Origin of the sequence: Anaerocolumna xylanovorans DSM 12503 (assembly GCF_900143645.1) — a bacterium.
Taxonomy (GTDB): Bacteria; Bacillota; Clostridia; order Lachnospirales; family Lachnospiraceae; genus Anaerocolumna; species Anaerocolumna xylanovorans.
Genome location: NZ_FRFD01000012.1, coordinates 36629 through 57942, shown reverse-complemented (window position 1 = coordinate 57942; position 21314 = coordinate 36629). Strand labels below are relative to the sequence as shown.

Annotated in this window: 21 protein-coding genes; 8 read left to right on the top strand and 13 right to left on the bottom strand. The window is 41.5% G+C overall.

What is annotated here, in order from left to right:
• Nucleotides 1–173: 173 nt before the first annotated feature.
• From BUF11_RS19255 to BUF11_RS19235, 5 genes are all read right to left on the bottom strand, one after another.
• Nucleotides 174–1925, bottom strand: a complete 1752-nt coding sequence (locus BUF11_RS19255) for an NADH-dependent [FeFe] hydrogenase, group A6 (protein WP_073590501.1) — start codon at nucleotides 1923–1925, stop codon at nucleotides 174–176.
• Between the two features lie 32 nt (nucleotides 1926–1957).
• Nucleotides 1958–3745, bottom strand: a complete 1788-nt coding sequence (locus BUF11_RS19250; protein WP_073590500.1) for an NADH-quinone oxidoreductase subunit NuoF — start codon at nucleotides 3743–3745, stop codon at nucleotides 1958–1960.
• Between the two features lie 3 nt (nucleotides 3746–3748).
• On the bottom strand, nucleotides 3749–4123 hold the full coding sequence (locus BUF11_RS19245; RefSeq protein ID WP_073590499.1) for a (2Fe-2S) ferredoxin domain-containing protein: 375 nt from the start codon (nucleotides 4121–4123) through the stop codon (nucleotides 3749–3751).
• Between the two features lie 183 nt (nucleotides 4124–4306).
• Entirely contained in the window at nucleotides 4307–4864 is a 558-nt protein-coding gene (locus BUF11_RS19240; RefSeq protein ID WP_073590498.1) for an ATP-binding protein, read from the bottom strand.
• An 8-nt stretch (nucleotides 4865–4872) separates the two neighbouring features.
• Nucleotides 4873–5367 carry an NADH-quinone oxidoreductase subunit NuoE family protein gene (locus BUF11_RS19235; RefSeq protein ID WP_073590497.1) on the bottom strand — a complete coding sequence of 165 codons (495 nt, stop codon included), beginning with the start codon at nucleotides 5365–5367 and terminating at the stop codon, nucleotides 4873–4875.
• 340 nt (nucleotides 5368–5707) lie between these two features.
• Between BUF11_RS19235 and BUF11_RS19230 the strand changes: the two genes are divergently transcribed.
• Genes BUF11_RS19230 through BUF11_RS19210 form a run of 5 tightly spaced genes read left to right on the top strand, consistent with a single transcriptional unit; the run spans nucleotide 5708 to nucleotide 8852 of the window.
• On the top strand, nucleotides 5708–6058 hold the full coding sequence (locus BUF11_RS19230; protein ID WP_073590496.1) for a DRTGG domain-containing protein: 351 nt from the start codon (nucleotides 5708–5710) through the stop codon (nucleotides 6056–6058).
• On the top strand, nucleotides 6055–6480 hold the full coding sequence (locus BUF11_RS19225) for an ATP-binding protein (protein WP_073590495.1): 426 nt from the start codon (nucleotides 6055–6057) through the stop codon (nucleotides 6478–6480). The genes BUF11_RS19230 and BUF11_RS19225 overlap by 4 nt, the downstream gene beginning before the upstream one ends.
• 16 nt (nucleotides 6481–6496) lie before the next feature.
• Nucleotides 6497–7780, top strand: a complete 1284-nt coding sequence (locus BUF11_RS19220; protein WP_073590494.1) for a [Fe-Fe] hydrogenase large subunit C-terminal domain-containing protein — start codon at nucleotides 6497–6499, stop codon at nucleotides 7778–7780.
• A gap of 27 nt (nucleotides 7781–7807) precedes the next feature.
• Complete coding sequence (locus BUF11_RS19215; RefSeq protein WP_073590493.1) at nucleotides 7808–8143, top strand: hypothetical protein; 336 nt, start codon at nucleotides 7808–7810, stop codon at nucleotides 8141–8143.
• Complete coding sequence (locus BUF11_RS19210) at nucleotides 8136–8852, top strand: PHP domain-containing protein (RefSeq protein ID WP_073590492.1); 717 nt, start codon at nucleotides 8136–8138, stop codon at nucleotides 8850–8852. Before BUF11_RS19215 ends, BUF11_RS19210 begins: the two co-directional genes overlap by 8 nt.
• Nucleotide 8853: 1 nt before the next feature.
• Here BUF11_RS19210 and BUF11_RS19205 read toward each other — a convergent pair whose 3' ends face one another.
• From BUF11_RS19205 to BUF11_RS19190, 4 genes are all read right to left on the bottom strand, one after another.
• Nucleotides 8854–10311: a 4Fe-4S dicluster domain-containing protein gene (locus tag BUF11_RS19205; RefSeq protein WP_073590491.1), complete on the bottom strand. Its 1458-nt coding sequence runs from the start codon at nucleotides 10309–10311 to the stop codon at nucleotides 8854–8856.
• Between the two features lie 84 nt (nucleotides 10312–10395).
• A complete protein-coding gene (locus BUF11_RS19200) occupies nucleotides 10396–11568 on the bottom strand; it encodes a SpoIIE family protein phosphatase (protein ID WP_073590490.1) in 1173 nt (390 codons plus the stop codon).
• 206 nt (nucleotides 11569–11774) lie between these two features.
• A complete protein-coding gene (locus tag BUF11_RS19195) occupies nucleotides 11775–13526 on the bottom strand; it encodes a [Fe-Fe] hydrogenase large subunit C-terminal domain-containing protein (protein WP_073590489.1) in 1752 nt (583 codons plus the stop codon).
• The gene (locus BUF11_RS19190) at nucleotides 13513–13824 is read right to left on the bottom strand and encodes a (2Fe-2S) ferredoxin domain-containing protein (protein WP_278277166.1); all 312 of its coding nucleotides are present in this window, start codon (nucleotides 13822–13824) and stop codon (nucleotides 13513–13515) included. Before BUF11_RS19190 ends, BUF11_RS19195 begins: the two co-directional genes overlap by 14 nt.
• Nucleotides 13825–13981: 157 nt before the next feature.
• On the opposite strand from BUF11_RS19190, the gene asnS reads away from it, so the two are divergent.
• Nucleotides 13982–15373 (top strand): asparagine--tRNA ligase, encoded by a 1392-nt coding sequence (gene asnS / locus BUF11_RS19185; RefSeq protein WP_073590487.1) that lies wholly within the window; start codon nucleotides 13982–13984, stop codon nucleotides 15371–15373.
• Between the two features lie 184 nt (nucleotides 15374–15557).
• On the opposite strand, the gene BUF11_RS19180 is transcribed toward asnS, so the two are convergent.
• Entirely contained in the window at nucleotides 15558–16070 is a 513-nt protein-coding gene (locus BUF11_RS19180) for a QueT transporter family protein (protein ID WP_073590486.1), read from the bottom strand.
• Between the two features lie 352 nt (nucleotides 16071–16422).
• Between BUF11_RS19180 and BUF11_RS19170 the strand changes: the two genes are divergently transcribed.
• A complete protein-coding gene (locus tag BUF11_RS19170) occupies nucleotides 16423–17472 on the top strand; it encodes a helix-turn-helix domain-containing protein (protein WP_084558772.1) in 1050 nt (349 codons plus the stop codon).
• Between the two features lie 174 nt (nucleotides 17473–17646).
• Here BUF11_RS19170 and BUF11_RS25240 read toward each other — a convergent pair whose 3' ends face one another.
• Complete coding sequence (locus BUF11_RS25240; protein WP_073590485.1) at nucleotides 17647–17751, bottom strand: putative holin-like toxin; 105 nt, start codon at nucleotides 17749–17751, stop codon at nucleotides 17647–17649.
• Between the two features lie 579 nt (nucleotides 17752–18330).
• On the opposite strand from BUF11_RS25240, the gene BUF11_RS19160 reads away from it, so the two are divergent.
• Entirely contained in the window at nucleotides 18331–19608 is a 1278-nt protein-coding gene (locus BUF11_RS19160; RefSeq protein ID WP_073590484.1) for a LysM peptidoglycan-binding domain-containing protein, read from the top strand.
• Between the two features lie 22 nt (nucleotides 19609–19630).
• Here the strand turns inward: BUF11_RS19160 and BUF11_RS19155 are convergent, their stop codons facing one another.
• Complete coding sequence (locus BUF11_RS19155) at nucleotides 19631–20653, bottom strand: aromatic acid exporter family protein (protein ID WP_073590483.1); 1023 nt, start codon at nucleotides 20651–20653, stop codon at nucleotides 19631–19633.
• A gap of 53 nt (nucleotides 20654–20706) precedes the next feature.
• Nucleotides 20707–21297, bottom strand: coding sequence for a UbiX family flavin prenyltransferase (locus tag BUF11_RS19150; protein WP_073590482.1), 591 nt, complete (start codon nucleotides 21295–21297; stop codon nucleotides 20707–20709).
• Nucleotides 21298–21314 lie beyond the last annotated feature (17 nt).

The window sequence follows — 21314 nt, the reverse complement described above, 5'->3', positions numbered from 1 at the left end:
TGACAATCCATATACCAGTAATATATAGGGTTTGCAAATCGTTTTTCTATATACGCATATTAAAAGACAGGGTCAATTCATCTGTTGCTGAAAACGTATACAGAAATTCAGTATATGGTATATGGGCTGGAATAAAAAAGAGGAGAGTAGTTACTCTCCTCTTAAGTCACTGCTTATTTTACGCTGTTAACTGTTCTCTTAACATAGCTTGTATGAAGAACCTCATGAGCCTTATGGCTGCCGGGTTTACCAAAATATTCGGCATAAAGCTGCTTGATAGCAGGGTTCTCATGGGACTTTCTATAAGACATGGAGGTGTCAAGATCATATAATACCTTGGCACGCATAGATCTGATATCATTAAAGTTACGGATGTTAGCAGGAACCTGAGGCATACCGCCGCCGTTTACACAGCCGCCGGGGCAACCCATAATCTCAATAAAGTGATATTCTGCTTCGCCGTTCTTAACCTTTGTAAGAAGCTCTTTGGCATTGGAAAGGCCGGAAGCAACTGCTACCTTAACGTCCATTCCTGCTACATTGTAAGTAGCTTCCTTAATACCCTTGATACCTCTTATTTCCTTAAAATCAAGGCTCTTTAATTCTTCGCCGGTTAACTCTTCCACTGCGGTACGAAGTGCAGCTTCCATAACACCGCCGGTAGCACCGAAGATTACACCGGCACCTGTTGACATACCAAGAGGAGAATCGAATTCCTCATCAGGAAGGGAAGTAAAGTTAATACCTGCACGGCTTATCATTCTTCCAAGTTCTCTTACGGTAAGAGCGATATCCACATCGGCTACTCCTGCTGCCTCCTGGTCATCTCTTCCTACTTCGAACTTCTTAGCGGTACAAGGCATGATACTTACCATTACGATATCCTTCGGATCAATGCCCATCTTCTCTGCATAGTAGGTCTTAGCGGTAGCACCAAACATCTGCTGAGGAGATTTACAGCTGGATAAGTTCTCTGTCATATCAGGGAAATAGTGCTCGCAGTATTTAACCCAGCCGGGTGAACAGGAGGTGATTAAAGGAAGTACACCGCCATTTTGCACACGGTCAAGGAATTCATGAGCTTCTTCCATAATTGTTAAGTCAGCAGCGAAATCGGTATCAAATACCTTATCAAAGCCAAGTCTTCTAAGAGCAGCTACCATCTTGCCTTCTACGTTGGTACCGATAGGAAGGCCGAATTCTTCGCCAAGTCCTGCACGAACGGAAGGGGCCGTCTGAACGATAACATGCTTTGTGGAATCTGCAATTGCTGCAAATACATCGGATGTGTAGTCTTTCTCAGATAATGCACCGGTAGGACATACTGCGATACACTGGCCGCAGGATACACAGCTTGTGTCACCAAGACCCATATCAAAGGGTGATGCAATGTTAGTCTTAAAGCCACGGTCATTAGGACCGATAACACCTACGCTCTGAATTTTGTCGCAGACAGCGGAACAGCGTCTGCAAAGAATACATTTGTTATTGTCGCGGTACATATGTGCTGCGGAATAATCAATATCGTATTTCGGATTTTCTCCGTCGTAACGGCCTTCATCCTCTACCTTTAAATCCTTGCATAATTTCTGAAGTTCGCAGTCACCGCTTCTTATGCAGGATAAACATTTTCTGTCATGAGTGGAAAGGATTAATTCCAGAGTTTTTTTCCTGGATTCTAATACTTTGGGGGTATTGGTCAATACTTCCATACCCTCGTTTACGGGATATACACAGGAAGCAACAAGGCTTCTGGCGCCTTTTACTTCTACTACGCAGATACGGCAGGCTCCGATTTCGTTGATTTCCTTCAGATAGCAAAGAGTAGGTATTTCAATGTGCGCTAACTTTGCAGCTTCTAGAATAGTGGAGCCCTTGGGTACAGCGATCTCTGTACCGTTTATTTTTATATTAACGGTTTCCATCTTTAACCTCCTATAAATTAGTAGAAACAGGTTTACTGTTTAGATATAGCACCAAAACGGCATTTTTCCATACATGCACCGCACTTGATACACTTGTTCTGGTGAATAACATGTGCTTCCTTAACCTTACCTTCGATAGCACCGTTCGGACATACTCTTGCGCAAAGAGTACAGCCCTTGCACTTGTCTGCATCGATAACATAGGAAAGGAGTGCCTTACATACGCCGGAAGGGCATTTTTTATCTACAACATGGGCAACATACTCATTCCTAAAGTACTTCAAAGTAGAAAGTACGGGGTTGGGAGCTGTCTGGCCTAAGCCACAGAGGGAGTTGTCTTTGATGTAATAGCAAAGTTCCTCTAATTTATCAAGGTCTTCCAAGGTTCCCTGGCCCTTTGTAATCTTATCAAGTATTTCGTATAGTCTCTTTGTTCCGATACGGCAAGGCGTACATTTTCCGCAGGATTCATCTACGGTAAACTCTAAGAAGAATTTCGCGATATCCACCATACAGTTGTCTTCATCCATAACGATAAGACCGCCGGAACCCATCATGGAGCCAATGCTTATCAGATTATCGTAGTCAATAGGAATATCATAGTGCTGTTCAGGGATACATCCGCCGGAAGGACCGCCGGTCTGAGCTGCCTTGAATTTCTTTCCGTTAGGAATACCGCCGCCGATTTCTTCTACAACATCTCTTAAGGTTGTACCCATAGGAATTTCTACAAGGCCGGTATTCTTAATCTTACCGCCGAGAGCAAATACTTTGGTTCCCTTGGATTTTTCAGTACCCATGGATGAAAACCACTGTGCACCGTTTAAGATAATCTGGGGAATGTTAGCATAGGTTTCTACGTTATTTAATATAGTAGGTTTTCCAAATAAACCTTTCTGTGCAGGGAAAGGAGGTCTGGGACGAGGCTCACCTCTATTGCCTTCGATGGAGGTCATAAGAGCTGTTTCCTCACCGCAAACGAAAGCGCCGGCACCAAGTCTTAAACCGATATCAAAATTAAAGCCTGTTCCGAAGATGTTGTCTCCAAGCATTCCGTATTCTCTTGCCTGATCAATGGCAATTTGAAGACGTTCAACAGCGATAGGGTACTCTGCACGTATATAGATATAACCCTGGGATGCGCCGATAGCATAACCGGCAATAGCCATAGCCTCTAATACTACGTGAGGGTCACCTTCCAAAACGGAACGGTCCATGAAAGCACCTGGATCGCCTTCGTCGGCATTACAGCATACATATTTCTGGTCAGCGTCATTTCCTTTGGCAAGCTTCCACTTTAATCCGGTAGGGAAACCGCCGCCGCCTCTACCGCGAAGACCGCTGTCTAAGAGGGTTTGTATTACATCATCGGGAGTATATTCGGTAAGTACTTTACCTAATGCCGAATATCCGTCGGTTCCGATGTATTCTTCAATATTTTCGGGATTAATAACACCACAGTTACGAAGAGCAATTCTGTGCTGCTTCTTATAGAAATCGGTTTCATTTAAAGATTTGATTCCGTCTTCTGTAACGGTTTCAGTATATAACAGACGCTGTACGGGTCTTCCCTTTAATAAGTGCTCGGATACGATTTCCGAAACATCTTCTTCCTTTACCATGGAATAGAAGCAGGCATCGGGATATACGATCATGATGGGACCTAAGGCACAAAGACCGTGGCAGCCTGTCTGAACAACGGATACTTCCTTTTCCAGGCCGTTTTTCTTGATTTCTTCTTGCAGAGCTTCAATTATTTTAACACTTCCGGAGGAAGTACATCCTGTGCCGCCGCAAACTAATACATGTGAACGAAACATGCTTTATATCCTCCCTTCGGAACTGATAATGTATTTTTCAACTACCTTACCGCCGATAAGGTGTTTTTCTACAACTTCCAGTGCTTTCTCCGGTGTCATTTTTATATAGGTTATTTTCTCTTTACCGGGTTCAAATACTTCCACAATAGGTTCATACTGGCACAGTCCGATGCATCCGGTCTGTACAACAGCGATATTTGTAAGATTTTTTTCCTGAACAGCGTCAGAAAGAGCTGTGAGTACAGGTCTTGCACCGCTTGCAATACCACAGGTAGCCATACCGACAACCACTCTGGTCTGGCTGGCAGTTTCAGAACGAAGACCGATCTGGCCTTGCATTTTTTCTCTGATGGCCTTTAACTCTTCAAGAGTTTTCATAAGATATCCTCCTTATTTTTTTAATAAAACGCCATTGTTAAAAACTTGTCAATAAATAAGAAATAACTACAAGATTGTTTTATATTTATCTAGATATATAATGTGAAAAATAGAAAGCATTTTTCACTTTCTATTTAAGCAGTTTCGCAAGTGAACTTGCGAAATGCATGGGGATTTTTATAATTAAAAGTAAGTATCACCGTTCAATTCTGCATGATTCTCCTTTAAGAAATCCTTGACAAAGGATGAAACCTCGGGGTCATTTAAAGGAACATCATGAAGTATACCGCGTAATTCTTTTGTGTCCAGTACAAAGAAATTTTTGTTTACCTTATAGGTATAGAGAAAATCAATATCCGGATAAAAAGTTATTAAGCTGTACATGGTACTTGTCATATCGCCTAAAGGCATTCGGTCAATGTGGGTCAGTTTAAAAGTGGCTTTTATCTTTGTCCCGATTCCGGGAGCAGAGTCCAGGTGAAATTCACCACCGCAGTTTAAGGATGCCTGCTTGAAAAATGGAATTCCAAGGCCTACCTTTCTGGTAGTTCTTGTTGTATAGAAAGGATCCTGTGCTTTTATAGCCTGTTCACTTGTCATCCCGCAGCCATTGTCATTGATTTTTACCGTTAGAAAATCTGTGCCCTGATTGATATCTACCAATATTTCAATAAGAGTGGCATGGGCATTTACCGAATTCTGTGCAATATCTAATATGTTTAATGAAATTTCAGTCATCATGGAATTTGTTACTCGTATTTAGCAATTATATCCTTTACATCATCTACAGTAAGCCTTCCGTATACATCACTATTGATTGTAAGGACAGGGGCCAGACCACAGGCACCGATACAGCGACAGGCATCTAAGGAGAATTTGCCGTCAGGGGTGCACTCGCCGCCTTCGATTTTCAGAAGCTCGGAAATTTTGTTAAAAATATCTCCGGAACCTTTTACATAGCAAGCAGTACCTAAACATACGGAAACTTTATATTTTCCCTTGGGATTTAAGGAAAATTGTGAGTAAAAGGTTGCTACACCATATACTTTTTCGAGGGGAATATCCATCTCATTTGATATGATAGTTTGAACCTCTATGGGTAGATAGCCGTAGATTTCTTGTGCTTCCTGCAGGACAGGCATTAAGGCACCTTTGTCATGTTTATGAGCATTAATGACTTTGAGAAGTTCCGCTTCCTGCTCCTTGGAACCGTTGAATGGAACTGTTTTCTTCTGGGAACTCATTCTTTAACCTCCTTGATTTTTTAGCTGTTTTATACGCTACCTGCCGAACTATAGATAAACTTCTTTCGACAAACAACATCAGTATAACATGGTATTGATAAAAAATCTACAGGTAACTTAAATTTAACAAATCTTACAAACTAAATTCGATAAAATGTAATGATAATACACAAAAATGATAAGCATTGAAAAAAATGTTTGGCAATGATATACTGGAGATGATTTATAGCGGAAGAAATATGAACACAAATATACAAAACGAAGGTTTCGGCGGTGAAATTTTCAACTACCAATTAATGAACATCCAGTCAAAGATTGGATGTTCAGGAAAGAGGTTATTATGACCATTCAGGATGTAATGGATATATTAGGTGCCAGCCTTATCTGCGGAGAAGAGCATCTGAACAAAGAGGTTCATACAGCCTGCGGTTCGGATATGATGAGTGATGTTCTTGCTTTTGTAAAGGATCAATCCGTACTGCTTACGGGACTTTGCAATCCACAGGTTATCAGGACTGCGGAAATGATGGATATTATCTGTATTGTGTTTGTCAGGGGAAAGAGGCCGGATGAGGTTATGATTGAGCTGGCAAAGGACAGCCATATCGTGATTCTTGCCACGAACCGTCAGATGTTTTCTGCCTGCGGCAGGCTTTATGAGAAAGGATTAAGGGGAGGTGCTTCCCATTGAGTCAGCAAATAGAGTTAAAGTATAACATATCAGCAGATGATTTTACGAGGGCCGGAGAAGCTTCAAGTGATGTTAAGTCAAAACTGAAACAGATGGGGGTTAGCCCGGAGTCAGTAAGAAAGGTTGCCATTGCCATGTATGAAGGCGAAATTAATATGGTAATCCATGCTCATGGAGGGGAAATCAAGGTTACGATTTCGCCGGAGGAAATACTGATGGTGTTAAAGGATAAGGGGCCTGGAATACCGGATATTGATCTTGCCATGCAGGCCGGATATTCTACGGCGCCGGATAAGGTCCGGTCGCTGGGGTTTGGAGCCGGAATGGGGCTTCCTAATATGAAGAAGTATTCGGATGAGATGAATATAGAAACAGAATTGGGGATAGGGACTACTGTGACTATGTCGGTTAAGTTGCAATAGTCAGATAGGAGTAGGTATGGATAAGTTTTTTACTGCCGTCCGCCTGCAGGAGGATTTGTGCAAGGGGTGTATAAATTGCATTAAGAGGTGTCCTACTCAGGCTATCAGGGTACGGAAAGGAAAAGCTGTCATTACAAAGGAATTCTGTATTGACTGTGGGGAATGCATTCGTATTTGTCCCCATCACGCAAAGCTGGCGGTGTATGATCCCATCAGCATATTAAATAACTATGAATACACGGTTGCCCTTCCGGCGCCTGCTCTGTACGGGCAGTTTAACAACCTGGAGGACGTAAATATAGTATTGACGGCATTAAAGAAATTCGGATTTGATGATGTGTATGAAGTCAGCGGAGCGGCGGAAGTGGTTTCGGCATTGTCAAGAAAGTATATTGAAGAGCATCAGGAGGATTTGCCGCTTATCAGCACGGCCTGTCCTTCTGTAGTACGGTTAATCAGGGTGCGGTTTCCAAATTTGATTGAGCATCTTCTTCCTATAAAAGCACCGGTTGATGTGGCAGCTTCCCTGGCAAGGGAAAGGGCTATGAAAGACACGGGACTTCCCGGGGATAAGATTGGAATAATCTTTATTTCACCCTGCCCTGCCAAAGTAAGTGCCGTAAAGGATCCCCTTGGATATGAAAAGAGCGATGTGGACGGTGTTCTTGCCATCAAGGATATCTATCCCAGACTTTTAAGCCTTATGAAGGAAGTGGAGGAGAAAAGAGAAGTCGAGGATCTTGCCATATCCGGTAAAATAGGTATCAGCTGGGGAGGCACCGGCGGAGAAGCGGGAGGCCTCTTAACGGATAATTATCTTGCTGCCGATGGTATTGAAAATGTAATCAGGGTATTGGAAGATTTGGAGGACCAGAAATTTTCCGCTCTGGAATTTATTGAGCTGAATGCCTGTAACGGAGGCTGTGTGGGAGGAGTACTTACAGTTGAAAATCCTTTTGTGGCGAAAGTAAAGTTAAAACGTCTCCGCAAATATATGCCGGTAGCCTGTAATCATCTGCCGCAAGCTAAGGTAAAGGATTGGGAATGGACCGAAGGGGTTACCTATGAACCGGTATTTAAGCTTGGACTTAATATGAAAGAAAGTATTGAGCGGTTAGCCAAGGTAGAAGAACTTTGCGAAAAATTCCCGGGACTTGACTGCGGTTCCTGCGGAGCACCCACCTGTAAGGCGCTGGCAGAGGATGTAGTGAGAGGAATTGCCGGAGAGCAGGACTGCATCCATATCCTAAGACAGTATATTCATAAATTATCCGGTGAAATCAGTAAGCTTGATAATTAGAAATATAATATTAGAAAGGACAGGAATATGACAGTAAGAGAGCTTCTTGAAAAAAACATATTCAAGTTGGTGAATGAAGGAGAAAATACAGGCAGGGAAATTTCGGTGCCTTATTGCTGTGATTTACTAAGCATTGCTATGGGAAAGGCTCCAAGCGGAGCAGCCTGGGTAACGGTTATGGCAAATATTAATACCCTTGCGGTTGCTGCCTTAACAGAAGTGGCCTGTATTATTCTGGCAGAAGGGGTACTGCCGGATGAACAAACAGTAAATAAAGCAAAGGAGCAGGGTATTACGCTATTGGCGGCAGAAGAGCCGGTATTTGAGACTTCCCTGCAGGTTTATAACTTACTAAATGCATAACCTTTCTTATGATCTTCATCTTCATTCCTGCTTATCTCCCTGCGGAGATACGGACATGACCCCGGGTAATATTGCAGGTATGGCTGCTGTTAAGGAGCTGGATGTAATAGCACTTACAGACCACAATACCTGTAAGAATTGTCCGCCCTTTTTAAAGCAGGCAAATGATTTTGGAATACTTGCCATTCCCGGAATGGAGCTTTGTACCAGAGAAGAAGTACATGTTCTATGCCTTTTTGAGGAATTAGAGGCTGCCATGGAATTTGACAAGTATGTTTACAGCCATCTCTTTAAAGTGAAAAACAAAGCAGAGATTTTTGGAGAACAGCTTCTGGTAAATGAAGAAGATGAAGTATATGGGGAGGAAGAGTACCTTCTTCTGAATGCAGCTGATATTGGGTTTGATGAGGTATACGATCTGGTAAAAGGCTATAACGGAATAATGATACCGGCGCATATTGACAAAAGTGCCAACAGCCTTATAGCAAATCTCGGATTCATCCCTCCGGACTCCCGATTTACTTGTGTGGAAGTAAAGGAGGAAGGCAGGACGAAAGAATTAAAGGAGAAACATCCTTATCTGAATCAGTGCAGGATTATCTACGATTCCGACGCCCATTACCTGGAACACATCAATGAACCTGTTCATTTCCTCCAGGCAGCGGAAAGAAACAGACGGGAAGTTCTTAAGGCATTAATAACTCCCTGATTTACTTTCTATGCATGGAGAATTCCAAATCCTTATAATTGTCCATGTTTTCATGGATTTTGCGCTCATCGGCTTTCCCAAATAATTTGTCGCGGTTAACGTTTGCCAGTCTTCCGGTCAAAACGCCTCCCGGACCATTTTGGCATCCGCCTTCGCAGGCCATACCCTCCAGGAAGTCTTCCGGAAGCTTTCCCAGCTTTAAAAGTGCAAGGGCTTTTTTACATTCCAAAGCACCGTTGCATTGTTTTACAGTTATATCTGCATTTTCTTCTTTTTCTTTTAAAGACTCAAGAACCGAAGCAGTTACACCGCCGGATATACAGAATTTCTTTCCGTAGATGCTTCCTTGCTGGATAGTGTCAGGGGAGGCGGCCGGTTCAACTTCCTTTGCCCGAAGCATAGCAGCGAGTTCATCTAAAGTAAGCGCATAATCAGCACCCTGGAGTGTGATGGTATCCAGAACTTCTCCTTTTTTGGCAATGCAGGGACCGACGAATACACAGACAGCATTCGGGTACAGAGCTTTTATAAGCCTTGCGGTAGCAGTCATGGGAGATATGGTGGTCGACATATTGGAAACCAGCTGCGGGAAATGCTTGCGTATCATCTTAACAAAGGCAGGGCAGCAGGAGGTAGTCATCTTTTTTCCCTCCTTGTAGCTTTCAGCCCATTCTTCGCTTTCACTGGCAGCTACGAAATCCGCGCCCAAAGCAACCTCGAATACACCGGCAAATCCCAGCTCTTTAATTGCGTTTGTCATGGAAGAGAAGGTAATGTCTGCGCCGAATTGTCCTTCCCAGGCAGGAGCCAGCATGGCATAAACCGGGCGGGGGGAATTCAGCAAAAGGTCGATAACGTCCGTGATAAAGGAACGGTCTGAGATGGCACCAAATGGACAGTTTTTGATGCAGGAGCCGCAGTCAATGCAGCGTTCTTCATTAATTACGACAATGTTATTTTCATCCATAGTGATCGCATCCACCGGACAGCTTTTTTTACAGGGGCGCATTAAATCAGCAATGGCATTATAGGGACAGACCTGGGAACATTTTGTACATTCCTTGCATTTGGCAGGGTCGATGTAAGCTCTGTCCCGGAGCATAGTGATGGCTCCGAAATTACAGGCAGCCTGGCAGCGTTTTCCAACGCATTTCTGGCAGTTGTCTGTTACGACGAAACGTGTGATGGGGCAGCCCTCACAGGCTGAGTTAATAACCTGAACAATATTTTTATTATCTTTTCCGGCAGAAGGAGATTTCCCTTCGGCTAAACGGATTCTTTGGCGTATGATTTCACGCTCTTTATAGATACAACAGCGAAAGTTTGCCTGCGGACCGGGTATGAGTTTATAAGGCAGAGCGTCTTTCTTTTCATCCAGTTCACCCAGAAAAGACAATTTTGCTACCTGGTACAGGACTTCCTGTTTAATAGTGTCAATATTGGTATCATTTCCAAACATTCTATTACTCCTTTTAAGGTTGTTTGCGGGTACTAAGGTGTGCCGCCTGGGGAAGACGGGGCTGGTGAAATATAAGGCATTTCACTAATAATATTGTATGTGTACTTCTTTTCCGATAGCGGTCACAGCTTCCTTTAGCTGGTCTACCAGGTGAAGGCGGATGCTTAAGTTAAAGGGAAGAGAAGGATTTTGATGGGCTTCATTCATTGCCTTTCCGACAAAGAGACATAGGATGGAACAGTCTTCTATAATATATTTGGCTACCCTGGAACCTCCGTTGTCCTTATCAAGCTCTTCAAAGAATTGTTCATCAACGGGTCCGTCCTTATACTGCTTAATCAGATCCAAAGCTCTGGACAGAGTCAGAACACCTTCTGTAACAAGGTCAATGCCTTCCATTTTTGCAATAGGAGGAAGGGAAGGGTCCGTGTAATTCAAAGAGGTAACCAGAGGGCGCTTTAAAATGCGGGAGGCTATATTTGCACTGGTACCGCCGCATATGATTTTCTTTCCCTGGCTGTGTATGAAGTCATGGATTAAACGCGTATCATCTTCCGGGTTGTAGGGAGGACCGGTAAAAAGGTCAATGCTTCTTGCCTGTGTAATGCGCAGAATCGCAACGGTTGTATCATCACCCGGAAGCTGCATGTACAAATCGTCGCAGGCTTTGATTAATGTGTTGGCAAGTCTGGAGGCAGAGAGGGTTTCCTTTGCTGCTGACAGGGCATATTCGGCGACATTTTGCCAGCTCCATCCGAAGTTGAGCAGGTTTCCTACACCGGCATGGATTACTCCGTCGCTCATAAGGATGAAGCAATCGTTTTGTTCAGCCTGGAAACGGCATTCCCTAATCACCTTGTTTTCCAGAACACGTTCTGTAAAAGGAAGGGAAAAGATTTTTCCTTTTCTGATTACGATACAGGAAGGATTGTCAAATTCGGCAAGATAGACTTGCCCGTCATGAGAAACCTGAAGAATGCTAAAGGTCGAATAAGCTATCTGCCTTACCTGACAGACGGGTAATGTTTTGGCGATGGTTTCAATGCAATCATCAATAGAGGCCCCGTTTAAAAACATGGTTCCTAATATTTTTGAGGTCAGAGTGGCAAGAATATTCGCCTTTACTCCGCTTCCCATACCGTCTGCCAGAATCATAATATCGGAATCAACCGTTTTAAGAAGTTCTACTTTGTCACCGCATAGCTCTTCTTTTATTTTATTTAAACTTTTATATGCTGCATCAATACTAAAATTCATATTTACACCTACTGCTTTTTATTTCATGTTAAGCCATGCCCTTTCCAACGCGCCGCAAGTTTGTGCCGAGGATTTCGCAGGCACAAATTTATGTGTGAAAATTATCTTTTTAATTTTCACACTAATCCCCATGCATTTCGCAAGTCTGCTTGCGAAACTGCCCAAATCAAAAGTGAATTATGCTTTTCAATAATTCACATTAGCTCCTACTGGTTGTACGGGTTCTTATCGGGAGCATCCAGACCGTCGTAGAGGATAGTGTCACGAAGTTTCGTCAGAGTGACTTTTGTTTCTGCTGTGGTTTCGCCTAAAAGGCCGGCTATCTGCTGGGCAACCATCATCTGCTTATCGATTACCTTCTGGGCCATCTCAATGGTGTCCATCTTTATCTTGTAAGCTACCTGATTTCTCTCTTCTTCCTTCGAAATATCCTGGAGGATACCAAGGACACCTTTAAGCTTGGGAATATATACGATGCTTTGAAGAACGGTAATACCAGGGTCCTTTAAAGTCACCTTTTTACCAAAGACAGAGGATTTGGTGTTTATAACTTCTTCAAAATCAGCAGAATCCAACAGTTCATATAAGTACATATCAAGAGCTTTTGCACGGGCTATATGAAAATATTTCTCCGCTGCGCTGTTAAATTCCACAATCTTCATATCGGAATCGGCAATAATCAGCATATTGGGCGTGGTATCCAGGACTACATTTGCCATGGATTGGGCTTTTTCATGCATGTAAGGGATACACATGGTAAGCTCCGCTTTGCCCTGGTATACGGCAATTGCTTTTTCACGGCAGCTCCGGTAGCCGCAGGCACCGCAGTTTAATTCATCTTCCGGGGTGATTTTGCCGATTTTTTGGAGAATGGCAGTTATTTCTTCATCGGAGGGTATAGGATCCTTCGGAGAACGGTCAAAGAAAACTCTGCTAAAGGAAATATCTTTTGCACGTTCGTAGAAGCTTTCTTCTTTTTGTGCAACCTTGGGGATTGCTTCTTCCATATCAAGCTTGACTTTAAAACGTGAGATGTTCTCTCTGTTTAATGCAGAGCCTTTAATACAGCCGCCGCTGCAAATGTCGGCTTCTATGAAACTGCCGCTTACCTCATTGCGTTCCATGCTTTCAAATAGTTCTATGCAATTTCTTATACCATGTACATAGAACTTCCGGTATGAATTCGGTGCCTCCATTGTGGCAACCACAGAGGATAAAACGCCGCTGCTGATAGGGTAGAGACGGTTTACTTTCGGATCCGGGTTATCAAAGGGAGAATCGGGGAGGGTATCTATCTGAATATTTTCTTCTAAAAGCCAGCTCTCCAGTTCCGTAAAATTGATGACAGCATCAATAAACCCACTGGTTCGGGAATCACTCTCGGCCTCCCTTTTCTTCGCGATGCAGGGACCTAAAAATACGATTTTTGCCTTGGGATTTATGGTACGGCGGATGAGCTTGCCGTGGGCTATCATAGGAGAGTCTACCGGTGCCATGTATTGGGTAAGGGAGGGGTAGTATATTTCTATCAGGTCATTCACGCTGGGGCAGCAGGTTGTAATAATATTTTCCATCTTACCTTCTGCTAACAGTTTGTCATACTCCGCTGTAACGAAAGCGGCGCCTTCTGCGGTTTCACGTACGGAAGAAAAACCAAGCTTTAAAAGGGCGGTAACTACCTGTCCGGGGGTTTTATATTTTAGTACACCAAGATAGGAGGGGGCAAGAGACACGATTGTTTCGACCCCTTCTTTGATGTAACCCTTCACCTTGTCAAGATCACTGATAAAATATTTGGCATTCTGGGGACAGGCTTCCAGGCAATGACCGCAGAGAATGCATTTGTCATTCATAATCTGAGCCTGCTCGTGGTTTACAGTTATGGCCTTTACCTCACAGGTCCTTACACATTTATAGCAATTTCTGCATTTGGCTTCTTTAAAACTAATGACATTCATCTTTCAGGCCCCCTAAAACCTCCTCCATAAAGAACTCCTTCGTGTTGCCGGGTGTCAGGGAATAGGATTTATCATCCACTTTTACACAGACACCCTTCACACATTCACCCATGCAAAAAGAGCCCGTAAGCTGTACCTGTTCCTCTATCTTGTATTCCTTTATCAGAGACTCCAATGTATGCACAATTTCTCTTGAACCCTTCAGGTGGCAAGAACTTCCTATACAAATCGTAACTACCATAGTCATATCCTCCTTGTAAACAGACTGATTAGAAAAGATTGTCATAAATTTAACAATATCTAAAAGAATTCTAGCACTTTATAAGGGAACTGTCAAAGGATAAATGAGGATATTCTTTATTTGTTCGCTGAATCTGCAAAATGATTTTACATTGGTAATTCATCTAAATTGTGGTATAATATTTATTATTCTATAGAACAAAGGAGCCCGTAAAATGGAACTAATAACAATCCGGGAGCTTTACCGGGAAAAAGAGAAATATATCGGAAAGGAAATCACAGTTGGCGGCTGGGTCAGAAGTATCAGGGATTCAAAAGCCTTTGGCTTTATCGTACTTCATGACGGAACCTACTTTGAGACCCTTCAGATCGTATATCATGATACCATGGAAAACTTTGCGGAGATATCAAAGCTGAATGTTGGCTCTGCGCTGATAATAAAGGGAGAACTGGTGGCGACACCGGAGGCCAAGCAGCCTTTTGAAATCCAGGCAGTTTCTATTGAAATAGAAGGAAGCTCTTCGGTAGACTATCCCCTTCAAAAGAAGAGACACAGCTTAGAGTTCCTTCGTACCATCTCCCACTTAAGACCCAGAACCAATACCTTTCAGGCGGTATTCAGAGTCCGTTCTCTGATTGCCTATGCCATTCACAAATATTTTCAGGACAGGGATTTTGTCTATGTCCATACACCCTTAATTACCGGAAGCGATGCAGAAGGTGCCGGAGAGATGTTCCAGGTAACAACGCTGGATTTGGAGAAGATTCCTTTTACTCCGGAGGGTAAAGTTGACTTTAATGAGGATTTCTTTGGTAAGGCAACCAACCTTACCGTAAGCGGCCAGCTAAACGGAGAGACCTATGCCATGGCATTCCGTAACATCTACACCTTTGGTCCTACTTTCCGTGCGGAGAATTCCAATACTACCCGTCACGCCGCCGAGTTCTGGATGATTGAACCGGAGATTGCCTTTGCGGATTTAAAAGATGATATGGCATTGGCAGAAGGTATGATTAAGTTTGTTATCCGCTATGTACTGGAAAATGCACCGGAAGAGATGAAGTTCTTTAATGAATTTGTGGATAAGGGCTTACTTGACAGGTTAACCCATGTGATGAATTCTGAATTCGGACATGTTACCTATACAGAGGCAGTTGAACTTTTAGAAAAGAACAACGACAAATTCGAATATAAGGTAAGCTGGGGCTGTGACCTTCAGACAGAGCATGAACGTTACCTGACAGAAGAAATCTTTAAAAAGCCTGTATTCGTAACAGATTATCCGAAGGAGATCAAAGCCTTCTATATGAAATTAAATGAGGATAACAAGACCGTTGCCGCTATGGACTTACTGGTTCCCGGAATCGGTGAAATTATCGGCGGAAGTCAGAGAGAAGACAACTATGACAAGCTGGTTGCCAGAATGGATGAGCTTGGTCTTAAGAAAGAGGACTATGATTTCTATCTGGACTTAAGAAAATACGGTTCAGCAAGACATGCAGGTTTCGGACTCGGCTTCGAACGCTGTGTAATGTATCTCACCGGTATGGGTAATATCAGGGACGTTGTACCTTTCCCACGTACGGTAAATAACTGCGAGCTGTAAGAGAGCAAAAAGATAAGTATAGAATTTTCGATGAAGCAAATGCACAAAGCTGGTTTCATGAAGCAGATAAAATAAGCAAAGAAAGAGGATATCCCCAGAATGACAGTTTATCATTTTGAAGATATCCTCTTTGCTTTGTTTAGACCTTGGTAAATGTTACGGATTATTTAGAAGCCGGTATGTATTAATACCGGTTCTTTTTTGCGAAGAGAAAACCCTTCTCCGGAAAAATAACATTTCTATATTTGTTCAGGACAATCAACAGGAATATGCCCAGTACTCCGCAGGATAATACCTCTCCGATTCCCACCGTTGCCATCATAACGGGGATTGGAAGAACAAGCCCATAAGCATAGCGTAACACCCAGGGAATAATCAGAGTATTGAATACAATGGGAGGCAGAGGGACAAGGTACTTGCTGCGGCGTAACAGATAGGAGCCTGTTGCACCAAGTAAGGTTGCCAGAGTACCAAAGGTGATGTCCAGAATATCAGCACCGCCTAAGAAGTTGCCTAAAAGGCAGCCAATGGTTAGTCCCGGAATGGCAGCTGGAGTAAAAAAGGGCAGTATGGTCAATGCTTCCGCAATTCGTATCTGAATATTGGAAAAGCTGATGGGCTTAAACACAAAGACCAGTACCACATAGATGGCAGCGATAAGCGCAGCCTGAGTGATAAAATGTGTTTTGTTTTTCATGTGAAATTCTCCTTTAGTTTTGTTTTACGAGTGGAAGGTCACGAACACTCGATATTAGATTGAGGAAAGCCTTGAATTATGAGACTTTACGACCTTATTAGTATAACATGAAAATGAGGGCTGTCAAGAGTTGACTCAATTTTTGATACCAGATGCTAGAATGGGCATAAAGAGATAAAAGATTGAAGAAACATTTTGGCAAAGGACTTATAAAAAAGTAAACGACAGGTTTAGTTAAATATTATACTTATAAGAATTAATATGGTATTATCACATTAATAAATGCTATACTTGCTTTATCAAAGAACTAATTTTACATATCGGGCATGCTTATGTAAGGAAATGAGGGTATATGAATTCACGAATAATAGGGAATAGAATAGCAAAGTATAGGAAAATTCATAATTTGACGCAAGATGATTTAGCTGAAAAGCTGGTAATTACACCTCAAGCAGTCAGTCGCTGGGAGAACGGTCATACATTACCCGAAACCAGTATTTTAACAGATTTATGCAGAATTCTCCAGATTTCAGTAGATGGGCTTTTGTCTGATAAAGAAGATATAAAAACGGCAAGAGAAGAACTGCCGGATGAATTAAGAGATGTTCAAAAATTATGGGATGGTTATTCTGACAATTGGTATAAGCGGTATAGGTCAAAGGAAATAATAGATGGAATTGTGAATGATCCGTCAAGTGCATTTCATCCTACGGTATGGAGCAGGATTAAAGAAGTATTTCCATCTATGAAAGGAAAGAAAATATGTGTCCCATCAAGTGGTGATAATCACGCCGTATTTGCATTTGCTATACTTGGTGCTAAGGTAACTTCTTGTGATATATCAGAACAACAGCTTGGCAATGCTTCCAAAATTGCAGCAGAATATAATTGGGATATAGAATTTATTTGTGACGATACCAGACATTTATTAAAATTGACAAGTGAGACTTATGATTTGGTTTATACATCCAATGGAGTTCATGTATGGATAGATGATCTGGTTTCCATGTATAAGTCTATTTATCGAATTCTTAAGAAAAATGGTTCATTTATGATGTATGATGTACATCCGTTTTTACGTCCTTTTGACGATTCTGAACTTACATTGAAAATTTTAAAACCATATGATTGCACAGGGCCTTTTGAAGACGATGATGATGGCGTTCCTAATGGCGTAATGACATATACATGGCGTATGCAGGATTTATGCAATTCTATTATTAAATCAGGGCTTCAAATGATACGAATGGAGGAGGTATATGCAGAATATGGTACTTTCTGGTTTGTTGGGCGTGATGATGAACACTATATATCGAAGGAGGAAAAAGATAAATGTGCAGATTGGAAGACTAATCCATATGCAGCATTGCCACAGTGGCTGATGATACAAGCTACAAAGTGATTATTTTGGACTGGTATTATGATGTATCTAATATATTTCACCATAAAATATATACTTTAAAAAAGTGATGTTACTACTACAACATAGGTAAAAGGAAACATTGGGTTAAAACCTATGCTTGTTCTAAATGTTGAATAAAATGATTATCCTAGGCTTTCACAGGGGGCAGGATAATCATTTTTTGTTAACCATTTTAATCAAATGAACAGCAAGAGTGATTAAATTTATAACAAAGGTAGAAAATGTTATCATTAAAGATAAAGTTTCTGCAACTGTCATAAGGCTCACTCCCCTTTCTATGTAAAGTCAAGGTAAGTTCACCTCCTCTTATGTAAAAATAAGAGTACGAGCATTCATAATTATCACAGGCCAATAAAATTGAATTTACTCCTGTTACCATAGGAGTATTGGGGCATAGAGTAGTAAAAAACGATGATATTTGGAAATTAATGTTTTTATTTATGACTCAATTTTCTGACTCAACTCGGTATTTTTCAGATGAAATCAGATAAAAAGAGATAAAGCTAAAATTCTTAAAAAAGCCTTCATCCATGGGAAGGATAAAGGCTGATAGAACCAGATAGAAGAACTACTCCGAATGTTTTGTTTTCCGTCAGGAAGGTCTCGAACTGACGTCATAATATTTGGCAAGCCCTTTGTTTATAAGGAATTGCAGCTTCTTAAGTATAACATGAAAATGGGGCTTGTCAAGCGTTGTTGAAGTTTAAAGCCTCTGCTTGCCCTAAGCAACTAAGAAGCTTTTATCCCTTGGAAAGATAAAGGCTGATAAAAGACAGAACATAACAACATCTGTATTAGTTATCATATTATATTATAAAAATCAACTTGAGGGTATGAATGAATATTCACGTAGTCCAGCCTGGTGAGACCATCTACACCATAGCAAACAGTTATGGCGTATCGCCTGAAAGATTGTCTGTAGAAAATGATATAATAGACCCGAACAGTTTAACAATAGGAGAAGCCCTTGTAATTATCAGGCCAGGTCAGACCTATATTGTACAAGAGGGAGACAGCTTAGAGAGTATTGCAAAAAACCATGAAATGGATGTTATGGAGCTGCTTAGAAATAATCCGAATGTTTCAGGCAGGGAGCTTTATACAGGTGAAGAGCTGGTGATAAGTTATATCGGCAGAAAAACTGTACCAATTAAAACAAATGGATTTGCATATCCTTTTATTGACAGAAGTGTTCTTCGAAAAACCTTGCCATATTTGACTTACCTTACTGTTTATTCTTATGAGATTACACGAAAGGGCAATCTGATAGATATTGATGATTCAGAAATTATACAGATGGCCGGGGATTATGGTGTGGCACCGATTATGTTTATAACTGCACCAGATGAAGGAGATAACGTTGATACAGATATAGCGCATATCTTAATCAGCGACGAGCAAGTACAAAATACATTCATTGATGATACCTTAAGTATTCTCCATAATAAAGGTTATTACGGAATAAATATTAATACCCCGTATATACAGCCGCAGGATAGGCAGTCTTATGTGGATTTCATAGCAGGTATAACAGAGCGTCTAAATAGCGAAGGGTTTTTAGTAATTGTTACAATAGCTCCCAGTACTTTTGAAGTATCAACAGGAATTATATATAAAGGAATTGATTATATCGGTCTAAGCCAGGCTGCAAACAATGTATTATATCAGTTAACATATGCATGGAAATATCCCTATAGTCTTCCGATAAGTGTACTGCCTTTTGAAGCAGTTATGCGGACACTGGATAAGGCCACAACACTGATTCCGCCGGAAAAATGTATTGTAGGTACTTCAATTGTCGGTTACCTTTGGGAATTTCCTTATTTTGCAGCCAGAACCAATACAAATTTTTTAAACTATCACTCTGCAATCGAATTGGCAAAGGATACGGGTTCTATTATTGAATTTAACGAACCTTCCCGTTCTTCCTATTTTCAGTATATAGAAAATGAACGTGAATATATGGCATGGTTCAAAGACAGCAGAGTTATATATCCAACATTGGCATATTCGCAAGGTTACGGATTAGAGGGTATTTCATTATGGAATATAATGTACTTCATAACAAACATTTGGCTGATGGTTAATTCATTATATGCCATTGAGAAAATTTAATTATCTGCAAAATATACATTCCCTAATTCTGCTGCTTCCAGTATTTTTGCAGCTGTGAGCCTGTCAGAGCCATGGCAAATTCCTTTTTTAACAACAGGAATGCTTCCAGTTCATTCAGAATTTGAAACAGGATTGCCCTGTTTTCGAATTCTTCACGGCTGCCTGGGAGCGGGTCCGACTTAAACTCCAATTTTATTTCCTGTAACCTTTTAAGAAGATCAAGAGCATTATTATATTCATGAAACGTTGCCGCGATATGACGAATGAAATTTGCAATTTTGTATGCCTGATCGGGAACAGTATCTACGGATGCAATGTGGGAATAGATTCTTTTTAGGATAGTACTTTGATTTTTTCGCATCTGCATATACTGGATATAATATCTGGTATCACTTAGCAGGGTGTTATTCATATTTTCATATGCTCTGGAGATCGCCTCATTCAGGTGTGTTTCCAATGGAAGAAAAGACTGGATTTGGATCATTTCCTTTGTATGGGCTAAAAGGGCAGAGGATATGCTGTTCAGAATTAACTTCATATCCTCTTCGATCATTATTTGATCTTGTTTTATTGCCAGAGTATTTCGTGGAATATAAAGGTTAAGAAGAACGCCCACTCCGGCCCCGATGACTAGCAGAGATAGCTCATTTGAAATCCAGTAGAAGTCGATTGATTTTTCAATAAGAAAATGAGTGGTCAAAACGGCATTCATAGCAATACCATCCTCCAGCTTAAGGAAGTAGCAGCAGCCTACAAAGACAAGCAGGAAAACCCCAAATGAAAACGCATGATAACCAAGGAGGCTGAAAATAAGAAAGGCTGTTGCAATGGATAAAAGAAAGGATAGAAAACGTTTTCCTGTTATAAGAAAGGTTTCTTTCTTTGTACTCTGTATACTCAAAAGAGTGATTATTCCGGCAGAAGCACTGTAATGAAGGCCAAGTTTGTCTGCAGAAAGAATGGCAATGCAGCTTCCGATGGCTATTTTTATTAGCTGTATATAGTTTATCTTCCTTATCAGGTTTCTTCGAACAGGTTGATTCATGGGCGGCGCTCCCTTCTTTCCTAAGTCTTTCCGTAATTATTATAACTGCTTTTTCACACGTCTCCCCACCGGTGAAATTTATTAACAGGAATATGGAACTTATCCAGTACCTTGCCGATGATTTGGAGATTCATATCGTCTAAGCTGGCAACATTGCTGTAATAAGGTACGACAGGAGGCATAATATATGCGCCTGTCTCTGCCAGAGTCAGCATATTTCTTAAATGAATGGTACTTAAAGGACTTTCTCTTGGAATTAGGACCAGTTTTCTGCGCTCCTTTAAGGTAACGTCTGCTGCCCGAAGGAGCAAATTATCGGAATAACCGCAGGCAATGCCTGCTACAGTCTTCATACTGCACGGAATAATTACCATTCCCTCCGTTTGATAGGTACCGCTGGCTATTCTTCCGCCATAATCGTTGATATCATATATAACATCAGCCATGGCTTCTACCTGGGATAGGGTATAACTAGTCTCCTGGGCTATGGTCAGCTGTGCACCTTTGGAGATTACCAGATGTGTTTCCCAGCCAGGACAGGTTTTCATCAGCTGAAGAAGCTTTATGGTAAGAACTGCGCCGCTTGCCCCGCTCATTCCGACGACTAATCTTTTTTTATCATTTGACAGGGGATTCTGCTCCATAATTATTTCCTCTTTCT

Bases quoted from the DNA above. Each gene is read 5' to 3' on its own strand.
- BUF11_RS19170 (WP_084558772.1), top strand. From the start codon at position 16,423: ATGAATTCACGAATAATAGGGAATAGAATAGCAAAGTATAGGAAAATT.
- BUF11_RS19245 (WP_073590499.1), bottom strand. From the start codon at position 4,123: ATGAAAACTCTTGAAGAGTTAAAGGCCATCAGAGAAAAAATGCAAGGC.
- BUF11_RS19160 (WP_073590484.1), top strand. From the start codon at position 18,331: ATGAATATTCACGTAGTCCAGCCTGGTGAGACCATCTACACCATAGCA.
- BUF11_RS19215 (WP_073590493.1), top strand. From the start codon at position 7,808: ATGACAGTAAGAGAGCTTCTTGAAAAAAACATATTCAAGTTGGTGAAT.
- BUF11_RS19180 (WP_073590486.1), bottom strand. From the start codon at position 16,070: ATGAAAAACAAAACACATTTTATCACTCAGGCTGCGCTTATCGCTGCC.
- BUF11_RS19235 (WP_073590497.1), bottom strand. From the start codon at position 5,367: ATGAGTTCCCAGAAGAAAACAGTTCCATTCAACGGTTCCAAGGAGCAG.
- BUF11_RS19255 (WP_073590501.1), bottom strand. From the start codon at position 1,925: ATGGAAACCGTTAATATAAAAATAAACGGTACAGAGATCGCTGTACCC.
- BUF11_RS19155 (WP_073590483.1), bottom strand. From the start codon at position 20,653: ATGAATCAACCTGTTCGAAGAAACCTGATAAGGAAGATAAACTATATA.
- BUF11_RS19150 (WP_073590482.1), bottom strand. From the start codon at position 21,297: ATGGAGCAGAATCCCCTGTCAAATGATAAAAAAAGATTAGTCGTCGGA.
- BUF11_RS19205 (WP_073590491.1), bottom strand. From the start codon at position 10,311: ATGTTTGGAAATGATACCAATATTGACACTATTAAACAGGAAGTCCTG.
- BUF11_RS19210 (WP_073590492.1), top strand. From the start codon at position 8,136: ATGCATAACCTTTCTTATGATCTTCATCTTCATTCCTGCTTATCTCCC.
- BUF11_RS19195 (WP_073590489.1), bottom strand. From the start codon at position 13,526: ATGAATGTCATTAGTTTTAAAGAAGCCAAATGCAGAAATTGCTATAAA.
- asnS (WP_073590487.1), top strand. From the start codon at position 13,982: ATGGAACTAATAACAATCCGGGAGCTTTACCGGGAAAAAGAGAAATAT.
- BUF11_RS25240 (WP_073590485.1), bottom strand. From the start codon at position 17,751: ATGACAGTTGCAGAAACTTTATCTTTAATGATAACATTTTCTACCTTT.
- BUF11_RS19220 (WP_073590494.1), top strand. From the start codon at position 6,497: ATGGATAAGTTTTTTACTGCCGTCCGCCTGCAGGAGGATTTGTGCAAG.
- BUF11_RS19200 (WP_073590490.1), bottom strand. From the start codon at position 11,568: ATGAATTTTAGTATTGATGCAGCATATAAAAGTTTAAATAAAATAAAA.
- BUF11_RS19250 (WP_073590500.1), bottom strand. From the start codon at position 3,745: ATGTTTCGTTCACATGTATTAGTTTGCGGCGGCACAGGATGTACTTCC.
- BUF11_RS19240 (WP_073590498.1), bottom strand. From the start codon at position 4,864: ATGATGACTGAAATTTCATTAAACATATTAGATATTGCACAGAATTCG.
- BUF11_RS19230 (WP_073590496.1), top strand. From the start codon at position 5,708: ATGACCATTCAGGATGTAATGGATATATTAGGTGCCAGCCTTATCTGC.